Genomic DNA, 19630 nt, shown 5'->3' on the forward strand with positions numbered 1-19630 from the left:
TACCGAACGCCGCGCAAGAATACGAAAGTGCCGTTCTTCCGAGCTGACCCGTCGCGCGGCTTCCGCCCGAACGCCGCACCCGCCGTCGGCACCGCCAGCCGGGTGCTGTTCCGCCGCACCCTCGCGGGCCGCGAATTCGTCCTGCGCCAGACCGTCATCGAACCGGGCGGCGACAGTGGCTGGCATTTCCATGACGGCACCCTGTTCGTGCTCGTCACCGGCGGCGATCTCGACCATCCGGGCCTGGATTGCCTGCCCGTCACCAAGCGTCGCGGCCGCGTCTTCCGCGAGCCGAGCGGCCGCGAGCACGCCCACCTGGCCCGCAACGGCGGCACGAAACCGGTGAAACTGACCGTCCTCTATATCGATCCGCCCGGCAGTCCGCTGTCGCGTTCGGTGCCGCCGCCACCCTGCGCGACCGTGCCGGACTCGGGTGACGCCGCGCACTGAGGCATGCTGGCCTGATGATCGAGGTCGTCACCGTAGCCACCGAACAGGAACTATCCGACGCCTACGCCGTTCGCCTGCAGGTGTTCGTCGAAGAGCAGGGCGTGCCGGAGGAAGAGGAACTCGACGCCCTGGACGCGACCGCCGACCACTTCCTGGCCCGCGTCGACGGGCTGCCCGCCGGCGCCGGACGCATGGTCGTCCGCGATGGTGTCGGCGTGCTCGGCCGCCTGGCCGTCCTGAAGGAGGCCCGCGGCACCGGACTCGGTGTCGCGCTGGTGCGCGCGATCGAGGACAAGGTGCGCGAGCGTGGGCTCGATGCGGTCGAACTGCATTCGCAGACCCACGCGCAGGGCTTCTACGAGCGGCTCGGATACCAGGCGTACGGGGAGATCGGCATGGACGCGGGCATCCCGCACATCTGGATGCGCAAGGTGCTCGACGGCCGCTGAGCCGTCCGGGAATTCGAGGTCAGTGCGCGGTTTCGCAGGTGCTGCGCAGCGAGCAGGAACCGCAGGCACTGCCGCAACCGCCGACCTGAGCCTTGGCCGGGAACGCCTTGTCGATGGCGGAACCCGCGGCGGCGGCGCCCGCACCGAGGGTGAACACGGCGACCACCACGGCCAGCAGCGGCACGATCCAGGAGACGACGCCGCCCGACATCAGGGCGACACCGGCGCTGGCGGCCAGCAGCACGCCCGCGACGAGCGAGGTGGGCGCGGCGACCTTGTTGGCCAGTTTGTAGGCGTCCTCGGAGCGCATGGCCTCCTCGGTGTGCACGCCGACGAAACGATTGGGCGGCAGGGTCCCGGTGAGTCCGAGCACCCCGGTGACCACGGCCACCGCCGACAGAGCGAAGAGAATCAAGGCCACCACAAGCACCATTGCAGGCTACTGCACCACGCCAGGGGTCCTGCGTCACACTCGGTTCCGCAACCCGCCGAAGCGGGCGGGGGTGCGGGACTCGACCCTTTTTGGGCCGTGGGGTGGGCACGCTTTACCCTGGTGAGCGACCTTATCGGGGATCGCACCAGCAGAAGGCAGGACCGTGCAGGACACTCGTGCAACCGACACATCCGCAGCGAGCGCGGCGGCGGGCGGCGACGTGCCTGCACACCGTTACAACGCCGACCTGGCCGGTCGTGTCGAGAAGAAGTGGCAGCAGAACTGGCAGGAGCGCGGCACGTTCTTCGCGCCGAATCCGGTGGGGCCGCTGGGTGGTGAGATCCCCGCGGACAAGCTGTTCATCCAGGACATGTTCCCGTACCCGTCCGGCGCGGGCCTGCACGTCGGCCATCCGCTGGGCTACATCGCCACCGACGTGTTCGCCCGCTACCACCGCATGCACGGCCGAAATGTGCTGCACGCCCTGGGTTATGACGCCTTCGGCCTGCCCGCCGAGCAGTACGCGGTGCAGACCAACCAGCATCCGCGGGTGACCACCGAGTCCAATATCGCCACCATGCAGCGGCAGCTGGACCGGCTGGGCCTGGGCCACGATCGCCGTCGCTCCTTCGCCACCACCGATCCCGAGTACTACAAGTGGACGCAGTGGATCTTCCTGCGCATCTACAACGCCTGGTTCGACGAGGGGCAGGGCAAGGCCCGCCCGATCTCCGAGCTGATCAGCGAGTTCGAGTCCGGTAAGCGCGCCGCCAACGGCCACGAGTGGTCGCAGATGTCGACCTCCGAGCGCAATGCCGTCATCGACTCGTATCGCCTGGTCTACCAGACGGATTCGATGGTCAACTGGTGCCCGGGTCTGGGCACGGTGCTGTCCAACGAGGAGGTCACCGCCGACGGCCGCTCCGAGCGCGGCAACTTCCCGGTGTTCCGCAAGCGCCTGTGGCAGTGGATGATGCGCATCACCGCCTACGCCGATCGCCTGGTCGACGATCTGGACGAGCTGGACTGGCCGGAGAACGTGAAGTCCATGCAGCGCAACTGGATCGGCCGATCCCGGGGCGCGCAGGTGAAGTTCGAGGCCGGCAGCGATGTGGTCGAGGTGTTCACCACCCGCCCCGACACCCTGTTCGGCGCGACGTACGTGGTGCTGGCCCCCGAGCACGAACTGGTGGACCGCCTGGTCGCCGCCGCGTACCCGGCGGGCACCGACGCGCGCTGGACGGGCGAGGGCGCGAACCCGGTGGAGGCCGTTGCGGCGTACCGCAAGTCGATTGCCGCCAAGTCGGATCTGGAGCGTCAGGAGAGCAAGGAGAAGACCGGCGTCTTCCTGGGCTCCTACGCCATCAACCCGGTGAACGGCGCGCGCCTGCCCATCTTCATCGCCGACTACGTGCTGAGCGGCTACGGCACCGGCGCCATCATGGCCGTCCCCGGTCACGATCAGCGCGACTGGGAATTCGCCACCGCCTTCGGTCTGCCCATCCTGGAAGTCATTGCGGGCGGGGATGTCTCGGAGTCCGCGTACTCCGGTGACGGCGCGCTGGTGAACTCCGGCTTCCTGGACGGCATGGATGTCGAGACCGCCAAGGCCGAGATCATCGCCAAGCTGGAGGCCGACGGCCACGGCACCGGCAAGATCCAGTACAAGCTGCGCGACTGGCTGTTCGCCCGCCAGCGCTACTGGGGTGAGCCCTTCCCGATCGTCTACGACGAGGACGGCGCCCCGCACGCGCTGCCGGAATCCATGCTGCCGGTGCTGCTGCCGGAGATGGAGGACTTCGCCCCCGTCACCTTCGACGCCGACGACGCGAACTCCGAGCCGTCCCCGCCGCTGGCCAAGGCCACCGACTGGGTGCACGTCGAACTGGATCTGGGCGACGGCCCGAAGAAGTACCGCCGCGACACCAATGTCATGCCCAACTGGGCGGGCAGCTCCTGGTATCAGCTGCGCTACGCCGATCCCACCAACACCGAAGCCTTCTGCGCCCCGGAGAACGAGAAGTACTGGCTGGGCCCGCGTACCGCCGAGCACGGCCCGAAGGATCCGGGCGGCGTCGACCTGTACGTCGGCGGCGTGGAACACGCCGTGCTGCACCTGCTGTACGCGCGCTTCTGGCAGAAGGTCCTGTTCGACCTGGGTGACGTGTCCGGCTACGAGCCGTACCGCCGCCTGTTCAACCAGGGTTACATCCAGGCGTACGCCTACACCGACGAGCGCGGCGCGTACATTCCGGCCGCCGAGGTTGTCGAGCGCGACGGAAAGTTCTTCTGGACCAACCAGTCCGGCACCGAGATCGAGGTGTTCCAGGAGTACGGCAAGATCGGCAAGTCGCTGAAGAACGCCATCTCCCCGGATGAGATGTGCGATCTGTACGGCGCGGACACCTTCCGTTTCTACGAGATGTCGATGGGTCCGCTGGACACCTCGCGTCCGTGGTCGACGAAGGATGTCGTGGGCGCGCACCGCTTCCTGCAGCGCGTCTGGCGGCTGGTGGTGGATGAGGAATCCGGCGCGGTCAAGGTCACCGACGCCGAGCCGACCCCGGAAACCCTGCGCCTGCTGCACAAGACCATCGCCGGCGTCGACGACGACTACGCCAACCTGCGCGACAACACCGCGGGCGCGAAGCTGATCGAGCTGACCAACCACCTGACCAAGGTCTACCCCGCCGGCGCCCCGCGCTCGGTGGTGGAGCCCGTGGTCCTGATGCTGGCCCCCATGTCCCCGCACATCGCGGAGGAACTGTGGGAGCGCCTGGGCCACACCACGGCCCTGGCCCACGGCCCCTTCCCGGTCGCGGATCCGGCTCTGCTGGTGGCGGATTCGGTCGAGTACCCGATCCAGGTCAACGGTAAGGTCCGCAGCCGCGTCAGCGTCCCCGCCGACGCCGACCAGGCAGCGGTACAGGCCGCCGCCCTGGCCGACGAGAAGATCGCGGAACTGCTGGGCGGCAAGGACCCCCGCAAGATCATCGTCGTCCCGGGCCGCCTGGTGAACATCGTCGCCTGACAGCCGGACAACGAACCCCGGGCCGGGTGCACAGCGGTGCGCCCGGCCCGCTTTCGTTCAGCCGCAACAGTCCTCAGCGGCACCAGTCCAGGAGCATCGCCCAAGGAATGACCACGCCCCCGTCATCCCGGCATGCTTTTGGCCGGGATCCACACTGTCGGTGCCCCACGTCATCCTGATGCGATGGATTGTCGGCAACCCTGCGTCTACATCCTGGCCAGCGAGCCGAACGGGACTCTGTACGTAGGCACTACAAGCAATCTCGCCGCGCGTGTTTGGCAGCACCGAAACGACGTCGTGGCCGGGTTCACCGAACGGTACGGCGTGCACAGTCTCGTCTGGTACGAAACACACGAAATGATGCAGTCAGCCATCATCCGTGAGAAGCGGATCAAGCGGTGGCGACGGGCATGGAAGATCCGGTTGATCGAGTCCGTGAACCCGGAGTGGAACGGCCTTTATCCGGCGCTGCTCTGACAGGTGGATCCCGGCCAGAAGCACGCCGGGATGACGAAGGTGCACGCATCCACGGGAGAACTCCAAGAGCATCGGATTCTCCTACAGCCTCGGCGGCACGCGCTTCTACTGAGCCGCAATCGAATCCGCGGGGCCGGTCAGCGAATCGCCGCGCCCGTGGCGTCGATCAGATACCAGACGCCATTGACGCCCTGACCGGCCGTATCACCCGGGTTCTTGTCTCCCGCAAAGTAATACAGCGGCTTGCCCGCGTACGCGGCCTGCATGGCGCCGTCGGGGCGGGTGATGGCGCCGAACTTGGCGGCATCCAGACCCGCGCCGGCGGTGGCGGTGGCAGGCACCGCGGGCCACTTGGCGAGGCAGTCCCCGGCACAGGTGGAGGTGTTCGGGGTGTCCTTGGTGAAGAGGTAGAGGGCACGGCCCGACGCGTCGGCCAGGGCGTCGCGACCACCCAGCGAACGCACGGAGATGGCACCGGCCGTGGCCGCCTTCGAGGTGGTGGCCCCACCGGTCGGCGCGGCGGAGACCGGCGCGGTGGACGAGACCGGGCCGGCCTCGTCCTTGGTGTCGGAACCGCAGGCCGCGAGGGTGATCGCGGCGGTCAGCGCCATGGTGCTGGTCAGCAAGCGTCGCAACATCATTGGTGAAATCCCATCGGTGTCTTGTGGACAATTCCGAAGATGGGACGTTTCCGGGTGGGTGCGCGGTTCAGATCAACCACCCGAATATGACCTGAGTCACTATGTGGGTGGGAGCAATACGTCGTTCAGCGTGACCATGGAGAGGTTGCGTTCGCGGATGATGTCGGCCAGCTGGTCGTAGCAGTGCGTGACGGCGGGGGCGTTGGCGTGGCCGATGACGATGGTTTGGGCGTTGAAATACTCTCGGGCGCACTGCAGGAGGTATTCCTCGGTGATGACGCCGGAGTCGGACAGCGAGCCGTACCACATGGTGGGGACGGTGTAGCCCTGGTCGGCGGCGATGGCGTCGACGGCGGCATTGTGGCGGCCGAAGGGTGGGCGGAAGTACGGGGTGCCGTCCACGCCGAAGTTGTTGCGCAGAAAGGTTTTCGCGCGGTTCAGCTGATCGGCCACGCCGGTGCCGGAGAGGGCGGTGAGGTCGGCGTGATCCCAGGTGTGGTTGGCCAGCTGGATCTGCCCGGACTCCACCAGCGGGCGCAGCGCGTCGCGGTGCGTGGTCCAGGAGTCGTAGTAGGCGGTCACGAAGAAGGTGAAGCGCGCGCCCGTGTCGCGGGCGAACTTGATGTACGCGCCGACCACCTCGGGGCTCGCGCCGTCGTCGACGGTGAGGGCCATGCTGGTGCCGGCCCCGGGCAGCGCGGTGATGGTGCCGGCCGGAATGCGGGTCTTGGGTCCGCTCGGCGGTGCGGGCAGGGTCTTGCCGCCGCCACCCGAACCGGACGGGAAGTTGTCCGGCAGTTCGAACGGCTGACCGCCGGAGGAGCCCGAGCCGATCGGGTCGCTGTGCGCTTGATTGCAGCCGGTCAGGGCCACCGCAGTACCTGCGGCCAGCAGGGTGAGCAGACCTCTTCTATCCATCATGGGTGTTCGTTCACTCCGAATGTCCGGACCCGCGCACTGGGTCACGCCTCGTCTTCCGTGCCTCCCTCGCACGGCCTCACCGTTATAGCGGCAAATGGTGAACCCGGCACGACAGCCGTGCGAAACGATCGTAATCGCGGATGGCCGGTCAGCGTGGGATGGGACGCAGCACAACCTCGGTGGGATGCGCGTCGCGCGGCGTCTCCACGGCATTGCGGACCGCCCGCGCCACGGTCTCGGGGGTGAGGAATTCCCGCGGCTGGTAGTCGCGCTGCTCCCCGGCGATGATGGCGCGCTGCATGTCGGTGTCGATGCGGCCCGGGTGCACGGAGGTGACGCGCAGATCCGGTTCCTCCAGCCGCAGCGCGTCGGCGAAGGCACGCAGGCCGAATTTGCTGGCGGCGTAGGCGCTCCAGCCGGCATTGGCGCGCAGTCCGGCGCCCGAATTGATCAGCACCACATGGCCGTTGGCGGCGCGCAGGGCGGGCAGCAGCAGGCGGGTCAGTTCGACCACGGCTATCAGGTTGGCTTCCAAGGTATTCCGCCACTGCGCGACCGAGGAATCGGCTATGGTGCCCAGGTCGGCGATCCCGGCATTGTGTACCAACACGTCCAATCGGTCGATCGGTTCGACCGCGCGGGCCACCGCCGCGTAGTCGGTCAACTCCACCGGCCACCCTGTGGCACCGGGCAATTCGCCCAGAATCGGTTCGAGCGCCTCGGGCGTGCGCGCCCCCAGCAGCAGGCGATGGGCCGGGGCGAGCTCACGGGCGATGGCCGCCCCGAGACCGCGACTCGCGCCGGTCACGAGCGCGGTCGGCTGGACGCTGCTGGACTCCGCGGAATTCGGCATGCGATCACCGTAACCGGGCGGCCGATCGCGGCGATGCTCCGGGCGAGGCAGCCGGCGCTCGCACGGGGAAGCGAGCGCAGCGCTCACACGCACCGGCGACGGTGCGCCACACGTGATTGTCGAAGCGGATTCACGAAGAAGGCGAACACAGTGCAATCTGGCGACCAGGCGCCGTCCCCCAACCGCATAGAGCCCTACGACAGCTACACCGACCCGCTCCCCCTCGACGCCGAGTTCTATGCCGCCTACCGCGACCCGCTCTGTGCGGAGAGCGAGTTCCGCTCCGCGTACGGCGACCCACCGACCGCCGACGACGAATTCAGTGCTGCCTGTGGTGAGCCCTCCACGACCGAGACCGAGCTCACGTCCGCCGGGGACGACCTCGATTTCGCCGCGCCCGAGCCGATCATCACAGGCCGCGCCCACCGTACCCAGCGCGCGTACCTCGCGGTCCCGGCGCAGAATAAGGCGATGACTCAGCCGGGATTCACGCCCACCCAGCTCGCGGCGCGTGCCGCCTACCTGCTGCGCGGCAATGACCTGGGCACCATGACCAGTGCCGCGCCCAAGCTGTATCCGCACATGTGGAGCTGGGACGCGGCCTTCGTGGCGGTCGGTCTCGCGCCGTTGAGTGTGGAGCGTGCGGCGCTGGAACTCGACACGCTGTTCTCGGCGCAGTGGCGCAACGGCATGATTCCGCACATCGTGTTCGCCAACGGGGTGGACGGGTACTTCCCGGGCCCGTCGCGCTGGGAGTGTCGGCGACTTGCCGCCGACGCGCCGGACGGGCCGGACACCTCCGGCATCACCCAGCCGCCCGTGCATGCCATTGCGGTGCAACGGATTCTGGATCACTCCCGCCGCCATGGCCGTTCCACCCGGGCCGTGGCCGAGGATTTCCTGAACCGGCGCTGGCCCGATCTCATGCGCTGGCATCGCTGGCTCGCCTACGCCCGCGACCCGAAGCAGAACGGCCGCATCACGCTGTACCACGGGTGGGAATCCGGCATGGACAATTCGCCGCGCTGGGATCGCGCCTACGCCAATGTGATTCCCGGCCCGGACCTGCCGCCGTATCAGCGCGAGGACCTGCACGTGGTGGGCGACCCGACACAGCGGCCCAGCGACCGCGAATACGACCGCTACATGTGGCTGGTCGAGCAGATGCGCCGCGCCGGCTACGACGACTACCAGCTCGCCTCCACCATGAGCTTCGCCGTCGAGGACGTCTTCGTCACCGCCATCTTCGCGCTGGCCTGCGATGTGCTCGCCAATATCGGCGAGGACTACAAGCAGCCGCTCGCCGATGTGCGCGAGCTGTACCAGTGGGCCGACTACTTCCGCGCGGGCGTCATCGCCACCACTGACGCGCGCACCGGCGCGGCCCGCGATTTCGATGTGCGCGAGGACAAGTGGATCGACACCGAGACCCTGGCCTGCTTCGCGCCCCTGCTGTGCGGCGGGCTCAGCCGTGACTCGGAGCGACGACTGCTGCGCCTGTTCGAGGGGCCGCGCTGGTGCGGGCACCCGGATCTGCGCTACGCGCTGCCGCCGTCGACCTCGCCGGTGTCCAAGGACTTCCGGCCGCGCGAATACTGGCGCGGACCGGTGTGGCCGGTCATGAGCTGGCTGTTCTCCTGGCTGTTCGCCCGGCGCGGCTGGGCCGAGCGCTCGTTCATGCTGCGCGCGGAGGGGCTGCGGCAGGCCAGCGACGGCACCTTCGCCGAGTACTACGAGCCGTTCACCGGTGAGCCGCTGGGCAGTATGCAGCAGTCCTGGACGGCCGCTTCGGTCTTGGATTGGCTGGGCTGAATCAGCCAGTCGGTCACCATGTAGCAAACACCACACCGGGTGTGCCACGCGCATGACTCCGCTGGGCTTACTGTCCAATGACATGTACCTAAGCCGGAATCGGTCCCCGAAGGCTCGTCGCAGGTACCTGATCGCCCCTGCCCTCGCAGTGGCGGGCACTCTCCTGGCTACCGGAGTCGCCGCGGCCGAGGAGGGCCCCGACGTCTCCTCCTGGCAGCATCCCGGCGGCAGCGGCATCAACTGGTTCGCGGTGCGCGGCGCAGGCCACCGCTTCGCCATGGTGAAGGCCACCGAGGGCCTGAACTACATCAACCCGCACTTCGTCCCCGACAGCCTGCTCATGCGAGCGGCCGGAGTAGCCAGGGGCACATACCATTTCGCTCGCCCCGCCCTGCTCCCCGAAGCGCAGGCCGCCTTCTACTCCGCAATCGTGCTGGGGCAGAACGGACCCCTGGACCTGCCCCCGGTCCTGGACCTCGAGGACTCCGGCGGCCTACCGGCTCCGGCGCTCATCGACTGGACCCACCGCTACCTGAACACGGTGCAGGCGTTGACCGGTCGCGTCCCGATCATCTACACGGGCGTCAACTTCTGGAAGACCGCCATGGCCAACTCGAACGAGTTCACCCGCTACCCCCTGTGGATAGCCGACTACCGCGGAAACGACGACCCGGAGGTCCCCGGCGGCTGGCCCGCCTGGACCTTCTGGCAGTACACCGACTCCGGCAGCATCCCCGGCATTCCGGGCGCGACCGACATCAACGTATACAGCGGAGCCCAGGGCGATCTCGCCCGCTTCGCCAATATGCCGTCGTCGGGCAGCGCGGGCAGCAGCTGACCTCGGCCCGGCCGCATCCCGTCGTCATCCCGGCGCGCTTCTTGGCCGGGATCCACAGGGTGCAGTGCCGCACCTGAGGGTGTGGATCCCGGCCAAAAGCATGCCGGGATGACGAGAGATGTTGCCACTCCCGGAGTAACGAGAGGCGTTGTCTAGACGCCGATTTCGCCGTTGGTTTTCCAGACCACGACCACGGACGGGCGCGGCTGGGAGGTACCACCGTCGGGCCAGTGCGAGCCCGGCTTGTCGGCGCTGGCGCCGTCGAGCTCGCCCGGGTGCTGGACGGAGACCAGGACGCGGTCCTTGGTCACGATCGGGCCGCAGGTCTCCGCGCCGATCGGCACGGTGAGGAACTGCTTGGTCTCGCCGCGGTTCGCGCCCTCGAGCACCACCGAGAACAGGCCGTCATTGGACTTGAGCGCATTGCCGTCGGTAGAGATCCACAGGTTGCCGTGCGGGTCGAAGGCCAGGTTGTCCGGGCAGGAGATCGGGCTGACCTTGGTCTTGTCGAAGCCGGCGAAGTAGGTGTCGGCTTCCTTCGGGTCGCCGCACACCAGCAGCAGGGACCAGGTGAACGAGGTGCCCTTGTGGTCGTCGACCAGTTCGAGGACCTGGCCGTTCTTGTTCTGCTTGCGCGGGTTCGCCTCGTCGACGACGGCCTTGCCCTCGTCGCCGCGGTTCTTGTTGTTGGTCAGCGCCACGTACACCTTGCCGGTGAACGGGCTCGCCTCGAAGTCCTCCGGGCGGTCCATCTTGGTGGCCCCGGCCTTGTCACCGGCGAGGCGGGTGAACACCGCGACCTCGGCGGCGGTCATGCCGTCGACCAGCGAGCGGCCCTTGCCGTCGGCGCCGGTCTCCAGGATCGGAATCCACTGGCCCTTACCGGTGAAGCCCTGCGCGGACGGGACTTTGCCGGTGCCGTCGATCTGGTCCGGGTGGTCACCGGTCAGCTTGGCGACATAGAGGGTGCCCTCGTCGAGGATGGTCATGTTCGCCTTGCGCGCCGCGGCGGTGTCACCGGGCTGGATCTTCTTGCTGGAGACGAACTTGTACATGTACTCGAAGCGTTCGTCGTCACCGGAGTAGGCGACGACGGTGCCGTCCGCGGTGACGAAGATATTGGCGGCCTCGTGCTTGAAACGGCCCATGGCCGAATGCTTCACGGGCGTGCCGGCGGGATCCCACGGGTCGACCTCGATGATGTAGCCGAAGCGGTTGGCCTCGTTCGGCTCCTGCGCGGTGTCGAAGCGCTTGTCGAAAGTCTCCCATTTGCGCGGCATTTCGCCCTGGCCCGCACCCGGATGGCCGAGGCCGTAGCGCTTGCCGCGCGCCTGCCCGGTCTCGTCGGCGATCACGCCGGCGAAGTACTGGTTGAAGTTCTCCTCGCCGGAAAGGACGGTGCCCCAGGGGGTTACGCCGCCGGAGCAGTTGTTGAAGGTGCCCAGCACCTTGGCGCCCGTCGGATCCGCGGAGGTTTTCAGGAAGTCGCTGCCCGCGGCCGGGCCGGTCACCGTGAACTCGGTGGTGCCGGTGATGCGGCGGTTGTACTGGCCCAGCACCGGGGTGAGCTTGCCGCTGCCCTGCTCGCCCTTGACCTCGACCACCGAAAGCCCGTGTGCGGCAAGGGCGATCTCGAACTGTTCCCGGGTGGGGGCGTCGGCCTTGTACCCCGCGAACATGGCCGGCTCGGTGGTGTACTCGTGGTTCGCGATCAGCAGGAAGGAGTTGTCCTTGCCCGCGATCGGCAGCAGCGCCGAGTAGTCGTTGTTGAAACCGAACTGCTTGGCCTGCGCGGCGGCGGTCTGGTTGGCGAAGTCGAACTTCGGCGCGTCGGGCAGCACCGGGTCGCCCCAGCGGATGACGACGCTCTGCTCGTAGCCCTTGGGGATGACGACGGCGTCTTCCTTGTTCGGCGCGACCGGGTCGAAGCCGGTGCCGACGCCGGTGCCCGGGTTCTGCACCGCGGCGGCCTTCTCGGTGTCGTCGCTGCCGCAGGCGGCCAGCGCGCTGCCCGCACCGGCGGCGAGCACGACGGCGGCACTGCCCTGGAACAGGCGGCGGCGCGAGATGCCGGCGACGATGTCACCGAAGTACTCGTTCTTCGAGGTGTTGGGAACCTCGTGGAAGCAGGCGTTGCCGCACTTGTACTGGCAGGTCACGGAGGAGCGTGCGGACGCTCCATCGTGCTTCACGAAGAGGGCAAGGGGTTTGATGCTCACAGCAGGCTCCTGATTCTTCTGTCGCGCCGCACCGTAAACGGGCGAGGAAAGCGAAAGGAGACCCAAAAGTGAACATCCGACCAATTAGGTTGCCCTTAGTTAGCCGGGCAAACTCCCCGTCACCTCGGAGTGCTACAGGACCTGCGAAAGGAACTGCCGCAGGCGCGGTGTCTCGGCACTGTCGAACAGGGCCTCCGGCGTGCCCGTCTCCACCACCTGACCATGATCCATGAACACCACGCGGTCCGAAACCGAACGGGCGAACCCCATTTCGTGGGTGACCACGATCATCGACATGCCGCCCCGGGCCAGCTCGGCCATCAGCGACAGGACGCCCTTCACCAGTTCCGGGTCCAGCGCCGAGGTGGCCTCGTCGAAGAACATGATCTGCGGCTTCATGGCCAGGGCGCGGGCAATCGCCACGCGCTGCTGTTGCCCGCCGGACAGATTCGCGGGCCGGGCATCGGCCTTGCCCGAAAGTCCCACCGCCTCCAGCTGTTCCAGCGCCAGCGTGCGGCCCTGCTCCTTGGAGAGCTTGTGCAGCTTCACCGGACCGAGCGCCACATTGTCGGCGACGGTCATGTGCGGGAACAGATTGAAATGCTGGAACACCATGCCGATGCGCTGGCGCAGGGCATCCGGGTTCTCGGCGAGCACCGATGTGCCGTCCAGCAGAATGTCGCCCTGCTCGGGTTCGTGCAGCCGGTTCAGCACCCGCAGCAGTGTGGACTTGCCGGAACCCGACGGCCCGATCACCGTCGTCGTCTTGCCCGCGTCCACATGAATGTCCACCCCGCGCAGCACATGATTGCGCCCCAGCGTCAGATGCAGGCCCTTACCCGTCAAGGATGCGCTCATGCCCCACGACCTTCCGTGATCACGGCCTGCTCGACCGGGTCGATCGGCTGTTCCTCGCGGCCGGTGCGCAGCCGCTTGTCGATGTAGTTCACCAGGTGCGTCAGCGGCACCGTCAGCAGCAGGTACATCAGGCCCGCCGCCACCAGCGGCGACAGATTCCCGGTCTGCGCGTTGAGGTCACGGCCGACGGCGAACAATTCCCGTTGCGTGGCGAGCAGTCCCAGGAAGTAGATGAGCGACGAGTCCTTGATGAGCGCGATGAACTGGTTCATGAGCGCGGGCAGCACGCGGCGCACGCCCTGCGGGATCACCACCAGCGTCATGGCCTGGCGGTACCCGAAACCGATGGCGCGAGCCGCTTCCAGCTGGCCGGGCTCCACGGACTGGATGCCGGAGCGGAAGATCTCACCGATATAGGCGGCGGCCAGCAGCGCCAGCGCGACCGCGCCCAGCCAGTACGGGTTGTTGCCGGTGATGTTCTTGACCACCGGGCCCACGCCCAGGCCGATCAACAGGATGATCACCACAGCGGGCAGGCCGCGGAAGATGTCGGTGTAAACCCGTGCGGGCCAACGCAACCAGCGCGTGCGGGAGATGCCCGCGACGGCCAGCAGCATGCCGAGCACGGTGCCGAGCACGCCCGACACCAGTGCCAGGATGAGGGTGTTCGGCAAACCGGTCTTGATCAGATCCGGGAACGCCTTCTTGTACAGCGACCAGTCGAAGAACGTGTCCTTCAACTGCTGCAGCGTCGACTTCGGCTGCGCCACAGCCACATCCGCCGGGGCGTTGGCGGCATTCTCGGCGGCGATGCGCGCGAAGTCCGGCAGCTGCGGCACCGGCGCGGCCTTGGATCCCGGCTTCCAGCCCGGCGGAATCTCGCGCGGCACCCACTGTTCGTACAGCTTGGCGTAGGTGCCGTCCGCGATCACCGCGTCCAGGGCCGAATTCAGCGCATTGGTCAGCGGCTGATTGTCCTTGCGCACCGCGTAGCCCACGAAGTTGTTGAGGCTGAAGGTGTTCTGCACGATCGAGGTCGCGTCACCGGGCTTGATCGCGCCCTGCGCCTGCGCCGACGGCGCCACCCAGGCGTCGATCTGACCGGTCTTCAGGTTCGCGTACGCGGTGTTGTAGTCCGGGAACTTCACCGGATCCAGGTGCAGCTCGTTGACCACATAGTCGTCCTGCACCGTGCCCTGCACCACGCCGATGCGGGTGCCCCGGTTCAGATCCGAAAAGCCTTTGATGCCACTGCCGTTCGGCACCACCAGCGAGAAGTAGCCGAAGTCGTAGCCGTTGGTGAACCCCACCAGCTGCCGGCGCGCGTCGGTGGTGGTGATGTTGGAGGAGCCGACGTCGAAGCGGCCATTGGCCACCTGCGCCAGCAGGCCGGAGAACTCGGTGCCCACGAACTCGATCTGCAGGCCGAGCTTGTCGGCCATGGCGCGCAGCAGTTCGTTGTCGAAACCGGTGAACGCGCCCTTGGAGTTGACGCAGATGCTCGGCGGCGCGTCCGAGAGCGTGCCGACGCTGAGCTTGCCCGCGGTGAGCAGGCCCAGCTTGCTCTTGTCGATGCGGTCGAGCGGTTCGGTGGTGGCCGTCGTGAACTTGTCCGACGCGGCGGTCGCGGTGCCGGTCGCCAGGTTCGGCGGGAGCGCGGTCGCGGCGGACAGGCCCGGCGGGGAACACAGGTCACCGCTGTCGGGTGCGGCGACGGCCGGGCCCGCGCCGAGGGTCAGCATTCCTGCCAGGGTGACCAGCAACACTCCCGCGAGAGCCGATATGCGTGGTCGCCGACCGGATTGGCGGGCGGTGGCCGTGCGCAAGCAAACCATGGCGAATGAGCCTAGTAGGACGAATGCGCGAAACCAGACTTGCGGTCGGCGTGAGCGCAGTTCAGGCGATGCCGGTGACCGACTCCGGGTTGAAGGAGTCGCGCCAGGCGATGGCCTCGGCCACGCGGCTCAGGTCGTATTCGGGACCGCCTACGCCGACGGTGAACAGGGTCGCACCCGCCGCCACGAAGGCCGCGGCTTCATCCGATCCGGGCCAGCTCACCGACTTCTCGATGCCCGCCGGGTCGGTGCCCACCTCCGCGCAGTGCTCGGCCAGGATGCCCGACTTGCGCCGCAGCACCTCGAGATCGGCGAAGCTGTGCCAGATGTCGGCGTACTGGGCGACCAGTCGCAGCGTCTTGCGCTCGCCGCCACCGCCGATGAGGATCGGAATATCGCGCACCGGTTGCGGATTCAGCTTGGCCAGCCGATCGGTGATGCGCGCCATGTAGTCCTTCAACAGCGCGAGACGTGTTCCGGGCGTACCGAATTCGTAGCCGTACTGGTCGTAGTCCTTCTGGAACCAGCCCGCGCCGATGCCCAGGATCAGCCGGCCGCCGGAGATGTGATCGACGGTGCGGGCCATATCGGCCAGCAGGTCCGGGTTGCGGTAGCCGCCGCCGGTCACCAGCGCGCCCAGCTCCACCCGCTCGGTCTGTTCGGCGATGGCGCCGAGCATGGTCCAGCACTCGAAATGCGCGCCCTCCGGATCACCGTAGAGCGGGTAGAAGTGATCCCAGTTGAAGACGATGTCGACGCCCAAATCCTCTGCGCGCCTTACCGCGTCACGAATCAATCCGTACTCGGGCGCGTGCTGCGGCTGCAACTGGACTCCGATTCGAACAGGGCGGCTCATGGTGGCTCTCCTCGTCGCGACGGGACTTCCGGCTCGATCACCGAGGCTACCGAGACCCGGAACCGTTCGCCTAGCGAAATACTCCGGCCCTCCCCTCAGCATCACTCATGCATACATTCGCATGTATTGATGCTACGGTGAGGTCATGAGCACAACGGCGAAAGCTCGGCCCGGCACCGCGGGCCCCACCCGCCACAGCGCGGACGACGGACACGGACATGGACACGGCGGCCTGCTCGGCCCGCGCGCCGAGATGGTCTTCGCCATCACCTCCGGCCTCACCTATGCGGGCGGCATGCTGGCCCGCTACATCTTCGACAGCCCGCCCTGGCTGGCGACCACCCTGTTCCTCGCCACCTACTTCTTCGGCGGCTTCTTCACCGTGCGCACCGCGGTGCACACCGTGCGCCGCGGACGCTTCGAGGTCGACTTCCTCATGCTGGTCGCGGCCGTCGGCGCGGCGGCGGTCGGCAAATGGGCCGAGGGCTCGGTGCTGCTGTTCCTGTTCAGCCTCGGCCACGCGCTCGAGGAATACGCCATGAGCCGCGCCCAGCGCTCCATCTCGGCGCTCGCCGAACTGGCCCCGCGCACCGCCTTCATCCGGCGCGGACCCGACACCGTCGAGGAGATCGACGTCGACGCTCTCACGGTCGGCGACGTCATTGTGGTGCGGCCGAACTCGCGACTCAGCGCCGACGGCATCGTGGTCGCGGGCGTGAGCGCCGTCGACGAATCCGCCGTCACCGGCGAGAGCATGCCCGTCGAGAAACAACCCGCCCCCGACCCGGGCGCGGCCCTGACCAGCAACACGCCGCTCCCCGAAGCACAGCGCGTCTTCGCGGGCACCCTCAACGGCTCCGGCGTCCTCGAGGTCATGGTCACCAGCCGGGCGTCCGACTCCACCCTCGCCCGCGTGATCGCCATGGTGCGCGACGCGGAAACCCAGAAATCCCCCACCCAGCGCTTCATCGACCGCTTCCAACTGTTCTACGTGCCCGCCGTCATCCTCGGCGTACTGGCCGTGATCGCCTTCGGCGCCTGGGTTCTCACCGAGCCCTTCACCGACAGCTTCTACCGCGGCATGGTGGTGCTGGTCGCCGCCAGCCCCTGCGCGCTCGCCATCGCCACTCCCAGCGCGGTGCTCGCCGGCGTCGCCCGCGCCGCCCAGGCGGGCATCCTGGCCAAGGGCGGCGGGCCGCTGGAATCCCTCGGCCGGGTGAAGTCCATCGCCTTCGACAAGACCGGCACGCTGACCTGGGGTCAGCCCCGTGTCACCGATATCGAGCCCGCCCGGCCGGAACTGCGCGAGCAGCTCGTCGCCACCCTGTACGCGGTGGAATCCTTCAGCGACCATCCGCTGGCCTCCGCCATCACCCGCGACCTCGCCCCACTGGTCCCTGCGGAGCCGGAACTCACTGCCACCCAGGTGAATTCGGTGACCGGCCGCGGCGTCACCGCGCTCGTGAACGGTGTCGCCACCGAGATCGGCAACACCACGATGTACTACGAACTCGACCCCGACGGCCTGCCCACCGCCATCCTCACCACCGTCGACCGCCTGCACGCCGCCGGACGCACCACCATGATCGTTCGCAGCGGCGGCGTCTACCTCGGCGTCGTCGGCGTCATGGACACGCCACGCGCGGAAGCCGCCGCCGTCATGGATCACCTACGCGCCCTGGGCATCTCGGATCTCATAGTCATCTCCGGCGACAATCAGCGGGTGGCCGACGCGGTGGCCGACGGCCTCGGCCTGGACGCCGCCCACGGCGGCCTCCTCCCCGAGGACAAGGTCGACATGATCGGCCGCCTGCGCGCCGAGGGCGGCACCGCCATGGTCGGCGACGGCGTCAACGACGCCCCCGCCATGGTCAACTCCTCGGTCGGAATCGCCATGGGCGCAAGCGGTTCCGCCGTCGCGCTGGAAACCGCCGACGTCGCCCTCATGACCGACGACATCGGCCGCCTGCCCTTCGCGGTCGCCCTCAGCCGCCGCACCGCCGCCATCATCCGCCAGAACCTGACCGTGGCCCTGATCATCGTCGCCGGTCTCGTCCCCGCCACCCTGATCGGCCTGCCCATCGGCCCGGCCGTCTTCATCCACGAGGGCTCCACCCTCCTGGTCGTCTGCAACGCCCTCCGCCTGCTGCGTTTCCGGCGGGGCACCGAACATGCGGGCATCGACCACGAGTCGCGCCCCGGCAGCTGATCCCCTTAGGATCGAGCCGACCCTCTACTCGGATCGTCCGGCACGTTCCTGCCGGTGAAGGGATGTATTCAGCATGGCTACGGTCACTTTCGACAGCGCCACCCGGCTCTACCCCGGGGCCACCACCCCGGCCGTCGACGCCTTGAACCTCGATATCGAGGACGGCGAATTCCTGGTCCTCGTCGGACCCTCGGGGTGCGGCAAATCCACCTCACTGCGCATGCTCGCCGGGCTCGAGGAGGTGAGCACCGGGCGCATCCTCATCGGGGACAAGGACGTCACGCACGCCGAACCCAAGGAACGCGATATCGCCATGGTCTTCCAGAACTATGCGCTCTACCCGCACATGAGCGTGGCGGAGAACATGGGATTCGCGCTGAAGATGGCGAAGGTGTCCAAGGCCGAGCGGGAACAGCGCGTGCTGGAAGCCGCCAAGCTGCTGGACCTCGAGCAGTACCTGGGCCGCAAGCCCAAGGCGCTGTCCGGTGGTCAGCGGCAGCGTGTCGCCATGGGGCGCGCGATCGTGCGGCAGCCGCAGGTGTTCCTCATGGACGAGCCGCTGTCCAACCTCGACGCCAAGCTGCGGGTGCAGACGCGCACCCAGATCGCGCAGTTGCAGCGCCGGTTGGGGACCACGACCGTGTACGTCACACACGACCAGGTCGAGGCCATGACCATGGGTGACCGGGTCGCCGTGCTGAAGGACGGGCTGCTGCAGCAGTGCGCCTCGCCGCGAGATCTGTATCGGAATCCGGCCAACCTGTTCGTCGCCGGGTTCATGGGGTCGCCCGCCATGAACCTGTTCACCCTGACCGTGGAGAACGGGGCCGTGGAACTCGGCGGATACCGGCTGGCGCTGCCGCGCACGGTCGCCGACGCCACCGATGGCACCGTGGTGGTGGGCATTCGGCCCGAGCACTTCGAGATCACCGGGGGCGCGAACGGGCTGAGCAAGGAACCGACCGGCATCACCATGGAGGTGGACGTGGTCGAGGAGCTCGGCTCCGACGCCTACGTGTACGGGCGGGCGCTCGGTGCGAACAGCCAGGAAAGCATTGTGGCGCGGGCGGATTGGCGTAATCCGCCGGCCAAGGGCAGCCGGTTGGTGCTCACCGCCGACACCGAGCACATCTACTTCTTCGCGCCCGCCGACGGGCGCCGGCTCAACTGAATCGCGGTGGTGGCGTAAGCCGTCGAGTCCCTCAGGACCCGGCGGCTTTTCGTTTGCGCCGCCACGCGTCGTTGACGCGGACGCGCAGGTGCTCCGGGGGGACCTCGCGGCCCGAGGCGCTGCGCAGTTCCACCCGGACCGGTTCGCCGGTGGAATCCTCCAGGCGTTCCAGGGGTGCGACGCCGTCCTGGAGGTATTTGTCACCCCACTGCCAGAGGCCGACCACGACGGGGATCAGGTCCAGGCCCATCTCGGTGAGGATGTACTCGTTGCGGGTGCGCTTGCCTTCCTCCTGGTAGGGGCGCTTCTCCAACAGACCGGCCGCGGTGAGTTTGCGCAGGGCGCTGGAGGCGGCGGCATCGGTGACGCCCACCCGCGCGGCGAAACCGTCGAAGCGGGTGGTGCCGTAGTAGGCCTCGCGCAGGACGAGGATCGCCGAGCGGGTGCCCACGATGTCCATGGCCTTGGCGATCGAGCAGCCCTCCGGCTTCCAGCTGCTCAGATCACTGAGGGGTCCTTCCAGCACGAATGACATGACGCTCATCATACATGCGCTGACTTGCCTCTACTATCGCCA

At 67.9% G+C, this 19630-nt stretch carries 17 protein-coding genes; 8 read left to right on the forward strand and 9 right to left on the reverse strand.

The window, feature by feature from the left end; translation table 11 throughout:
- The first annotated feature begins 27 nt into the window (after positions 1–27).
- Both H0264_RS00460 and H0264_RS00465 read left to right on the forward strand, forming a co-directional pair.
- Positions 28–450, forward strand: a complete 423-nt coding sequence (locus tag H0264_RS00460) for a cupin domain-containing protein (RefSeq protein WP_181582121.1) — start codon at positions 28–30, stop codon at positions 448–450.
- A 14-nt stretch (positions 451–464) separates the two neighbouring features.
- Positions 465–899: a GNAT family N-acetyltransferase gene (locus H0264_RS00465; protein WP_181582122.1), complete on the forward strand. Its 435-nt coding sequence runs from the start codon at positions 465–467 to the stop codon at positions 897–899.
- A 19-nt stretch (positions 900–918) separates the two neighbouring features.
- Here the strand turns inward: H0264_RS00465 and H0264_RS00470 are convergent, their stop codons facing one another.
- Positions 919–1320, reverse strand: coding sequence for an SdpI family protein (locus tag H0264_RS00470; RefSeq protein ID WP_244976074.1), 402 nt, complete (start codon positions 1318–1320; stop codon positions 919–921).
- A 175-nt stretch (positions 1321–1495) separates the two neighbouring features.
- On the opposite strand from H0264_RS00470, the gene leuS reads away from it, so the two are divergent.
- Both leuS and H0264_RS00480 read left to right on the forward strand, forming a co-directional pair.
- Positions 1496–4363, forward strand: coding sequence for a leucine--tRNA ligase (gene leuS, locus H0264_RS00475; protein ID WP_181582124.1), 2868 nt, complete (start codon positions 1496–1498; stop codon positions 4361–4363).
- A gap of 132 nt (positions 4364–4495) precedes the next feature.
- Complete coding sequence (locus tag H0264_RS00480; RefSeq protein WP_244976075.1) at positions 4496–4840, forward strand: GIY-YIG nuclease family protein; 345 nt, start codon at positions 4496–4498, stop codon at positions 4838–4840.
- Between the two features lie 137 nt (positions 4841–4977).
- Here the strand turns inward: H0264_RS00480 and H0264_RS00485 are convergent, their stop codons facing one another.
- The 3 genes from H0264_RS00485 to H0264_RS00495 form a co-directional block, all read right to left on the reverse strand.
- A complete protein-coding gene (locus H0264_RS00485) occupies positions 4978–5481 on the reverse strand; it encodes a COG4315 family predicted lipoprotein (protein WP_220139930.1) in 504 nt (167 codons plus the stop codon).
- Positions 5482–5580: 99 nt separating this feature from the next.
- Positions 5581–6402 (reverse strand): polysaccharide deacetylase family protein, encoded by an 822-nt coding sequence (locus tag H0264_RS00490; protein WP_420832023.1) that lies wholly within the window; start codon positions 6400–6402, stop codon positions 5581–5583.
- A gap of 148 nt (positions 6403–6550) precedes the next feature.
- A complete protein-coding gene (locus tag H0264_RS00495) occupies positions 6551–7255 on the reverse strand; it encodes an SDR family oxidoreductase (protein WP_181582125.1) in 705 nt (234 codons plus the stop codon).
- Positions 7256–7726: 471 nt separating this feature from the next.
- Here H0264_RS00495 and ggh point away from each other — a divergent pair, with 471 nt between their 5' ends.
- Positions 7727–9067, forward strand: coding sequence for a glucosylglycerate hydrolase (gene ggh / locus H0264_RS00500; RefSeq protein ID WP_181585186.1), 1341 nt, complete (start codon positions 7727–7729; stop codon positions 9065–9067).
- Between the two features lie 82 nt (positions 9068–9149).
- Positions 9150–9905 (forward strand): glycoside hydrolase family 25 protein, encoded by a 756-nt coding sequence (locus tag H0264_RS00505; RefSeq protein ID WP_181582126.1) that lies wholly within the window; start codon positions 9150–9152, stop codon positions 9903–9905.
- Between the two features lie 152 nt (positions 9906–10057).
- On the opposite strand, the gene H0264_RS00510 is transcribed toward H0264_RS00505, so the two are convergent.
- The 4 genes from H0264_RS00510 to H0264_RS00525 all read right to left on the reverse strand — a co-directional run bounded on the left by H0264_RS00510 (position 10058) and on the right by H0264_RS00525 (position 15673).
- Positions 10058–12124 carry a PhoX family protein gene (locus tag H0264_RS00510; protein WP_181582127.1) on the reverse strand — a complete coding sequence of 689 codons (2067 nt, stop codon included), beginning with the start codon at positions 12122–12124 and terminating at the stop codon, positions 10058–10060.
- A 132-nt stretch (positions 12125–12256) separates the two neighbouring features.
- Positions 12257–12982 (reverse strand): amino acid ABC transporter ATP-binding protein, encoded by a 726-nt coding sequence (locus tag H0264_RS00515; RefSeq protein WP_181582128.1) that lies wholly within the window; start codon positions 12980–12982, stop codon positions 12257–12259.
- The gene (locus tag H0264_RS00520; protein ID WP_181585187.1) at positions 12979–14724 is read right to left on the reverse strand and encodes an ABC transporter substrate-binding protein/permease; all 1746 of its coding nucleotides are present in this window, start codon (positions 14722–14724) and stop codon (positions 12979–12981) included. The genes H0264_RS00515 and H0264_RS00520 overlap by 4 nt, the downstream gene beginning before the upstream one ends.
- A 154-nt stretch (positions 14725–14878) precedes the next feature.
- Complete coding sequence (locus tag H0264_RS00525) at positions 14879–15673, reverse strand: LLM class F420-dependent oxidoreductase (protein ID WP_181582129.1); 795 nt, start codon at positions 15671–15673, stop codon at positions 14879–14881.
- Positions 15674–15818: 145 nt separating this feature from the next.
- Between H0264_RS00525 and H0264_RS00530 the strand changes: the two genes are divergently transcribed.
- The gene (locus H0264_RS00530) at positions 15819–17882 is read left to right on the forward strand and encodes a heavy metal translocating P-type ATPase (protein WP_181582130.1); all 2064 of its coding nucleotides are present in this window, start codon (positions 15819–15821) and stop codon (positions 17880–17882) included.
- Between the two features lie 73 nt (positions 17883–17955).
- Entirely contained in the window at positions 17956–19053 is a 1098-nt protein-coding gene (locus H0264_RS00535; RefSeq protein ID WP_181582131.1) for an ABC transporter ATP-binding protein, read from the forward strand.
- Between the two features lie 31 nt (positions 19054–19084).
- Here H0264_RS00535 and H0264_RS00540 read toward each other — a convergent pair whose 3' ends face one another.
- Positions 19085–19600, reverse strand: coding sequence for a winged helix-turn-helix transcriptional regulator (locus H0264_RS00540; protein WP_181582132.1), 516 nt, complete (start codon positions 19598–19600; stop codon positions 19085–19087).
- Between the last annotated feature and the right edge of the window lie 30 nt (positions 19601–19630).

Source organism: Nocardia huaxiensis (genome assembly GCF_013744875.1).
GTDB lineage: Bacteria > Actinomycetota > Actinomycetes > Mycobacteriales > Mycobacteriaceae > Nocardia > Nocardia huaxiensis.

What these genes read in the sequence shown, in the direction of transcription:
- H0264_RS00515 (WP_181582128.1), bottom strand. Translation starts at nt 12,982, where the DNA reads ATGAGCGCATCCTTGACGGGTAAGGGCCTGCATCTGACGCTGGGGCGC.
- H0264_RS00540 (WP_181582132.1), bottom strand. Translation starts at nt 19,600, where the DNA reads ATGATGAGCGTCATGTCATTCGTGCTGGAAGGACCCCTCAGTGATCTG.
- H0264_RS00465 (WP_181582122.1), top strand. Translation starts at nt 465, where the DNA reads ATGATCGAGGTCGTCACCGTAGCCACCGAACAGGAACTATCCGACGCC.
- H0264_RS00490 (WP_420832023.1), bottom strand. Translation starts at nt 6,402, where the DNA reads ATGATGGATAGAAGAGGTCTGCTCACCCTGCTGGCCGCAGGTACTGCG.
- H0264_RS00530 (WP_181582130.1), top strand. Translation starts at nt 15,819, where the DNA reads ATGAGCACAACGGCGAAAGCTCGGCCCGGCACCGCGGGCCCCACCCGC.
- H0264_RS00480 (WP_244976075.1), top strand. Translation starts at nt 4,496, where the DNA reads ATGCTTTTGGCCGGGATCCACACTGTCGGTGCCCCACGTCATCCTGAT.
- H0264_RS00505 (WP_181582126.1), top strand. Translation starts at nt 9,150, where the DNA reads ATGTACCTAAGCCGGAATCGGTCCCCGAAGGCTCGTCGCAGGTACCTG.
- H0264_RS00520 (WP_181585187.1), bottom strand. Translation starts at nt 14,724, where the DNA reads ATGCTGACCCTCGGCGCGGGCCCGGCCGTCGCCGCACCCGACAGCGGT.
- ggh (WP_181585186.1), top strand. Translation starts at nt 7,727, where the DNA reads ATGACTCAGCCGGGATTCACGCCCACCCAGCTCGCGGCGCGTGCCGCC.
- H0264_RS00535 (WP_181582131.1), top strand. Translation starts at nt 17,956, where the DNA reads ATGGCTACGGTCACTTTCGACAGCGCCACCCGGCTCTACCCCGGGGCC.
- H0264_RS00495 (WP_181582125.1), bottom strand. Translation starts at nt 7,255, where the DNA reads ATGCCGAATTCCGCGGAGTCCAGCAGCGTCCAGCCGACCGCGCTCGTG.
- H0264_RS00485 (WP_220139930.1), bottom strand. Translation starts at nt 5,481, where the DNA reads ATGATGTTGCGACGCTTGCTGACCAGCACCATGGCGCTGACCGCCGCG.
- H0264_RS00525 (WP_181582129.1), bottom strand. Translation starts at nt 15,673, where the DNA reads ATGAGCCGCCCTGTTCGAATCGGAGTCCAGTTGCAGCCGCAGCACGCG.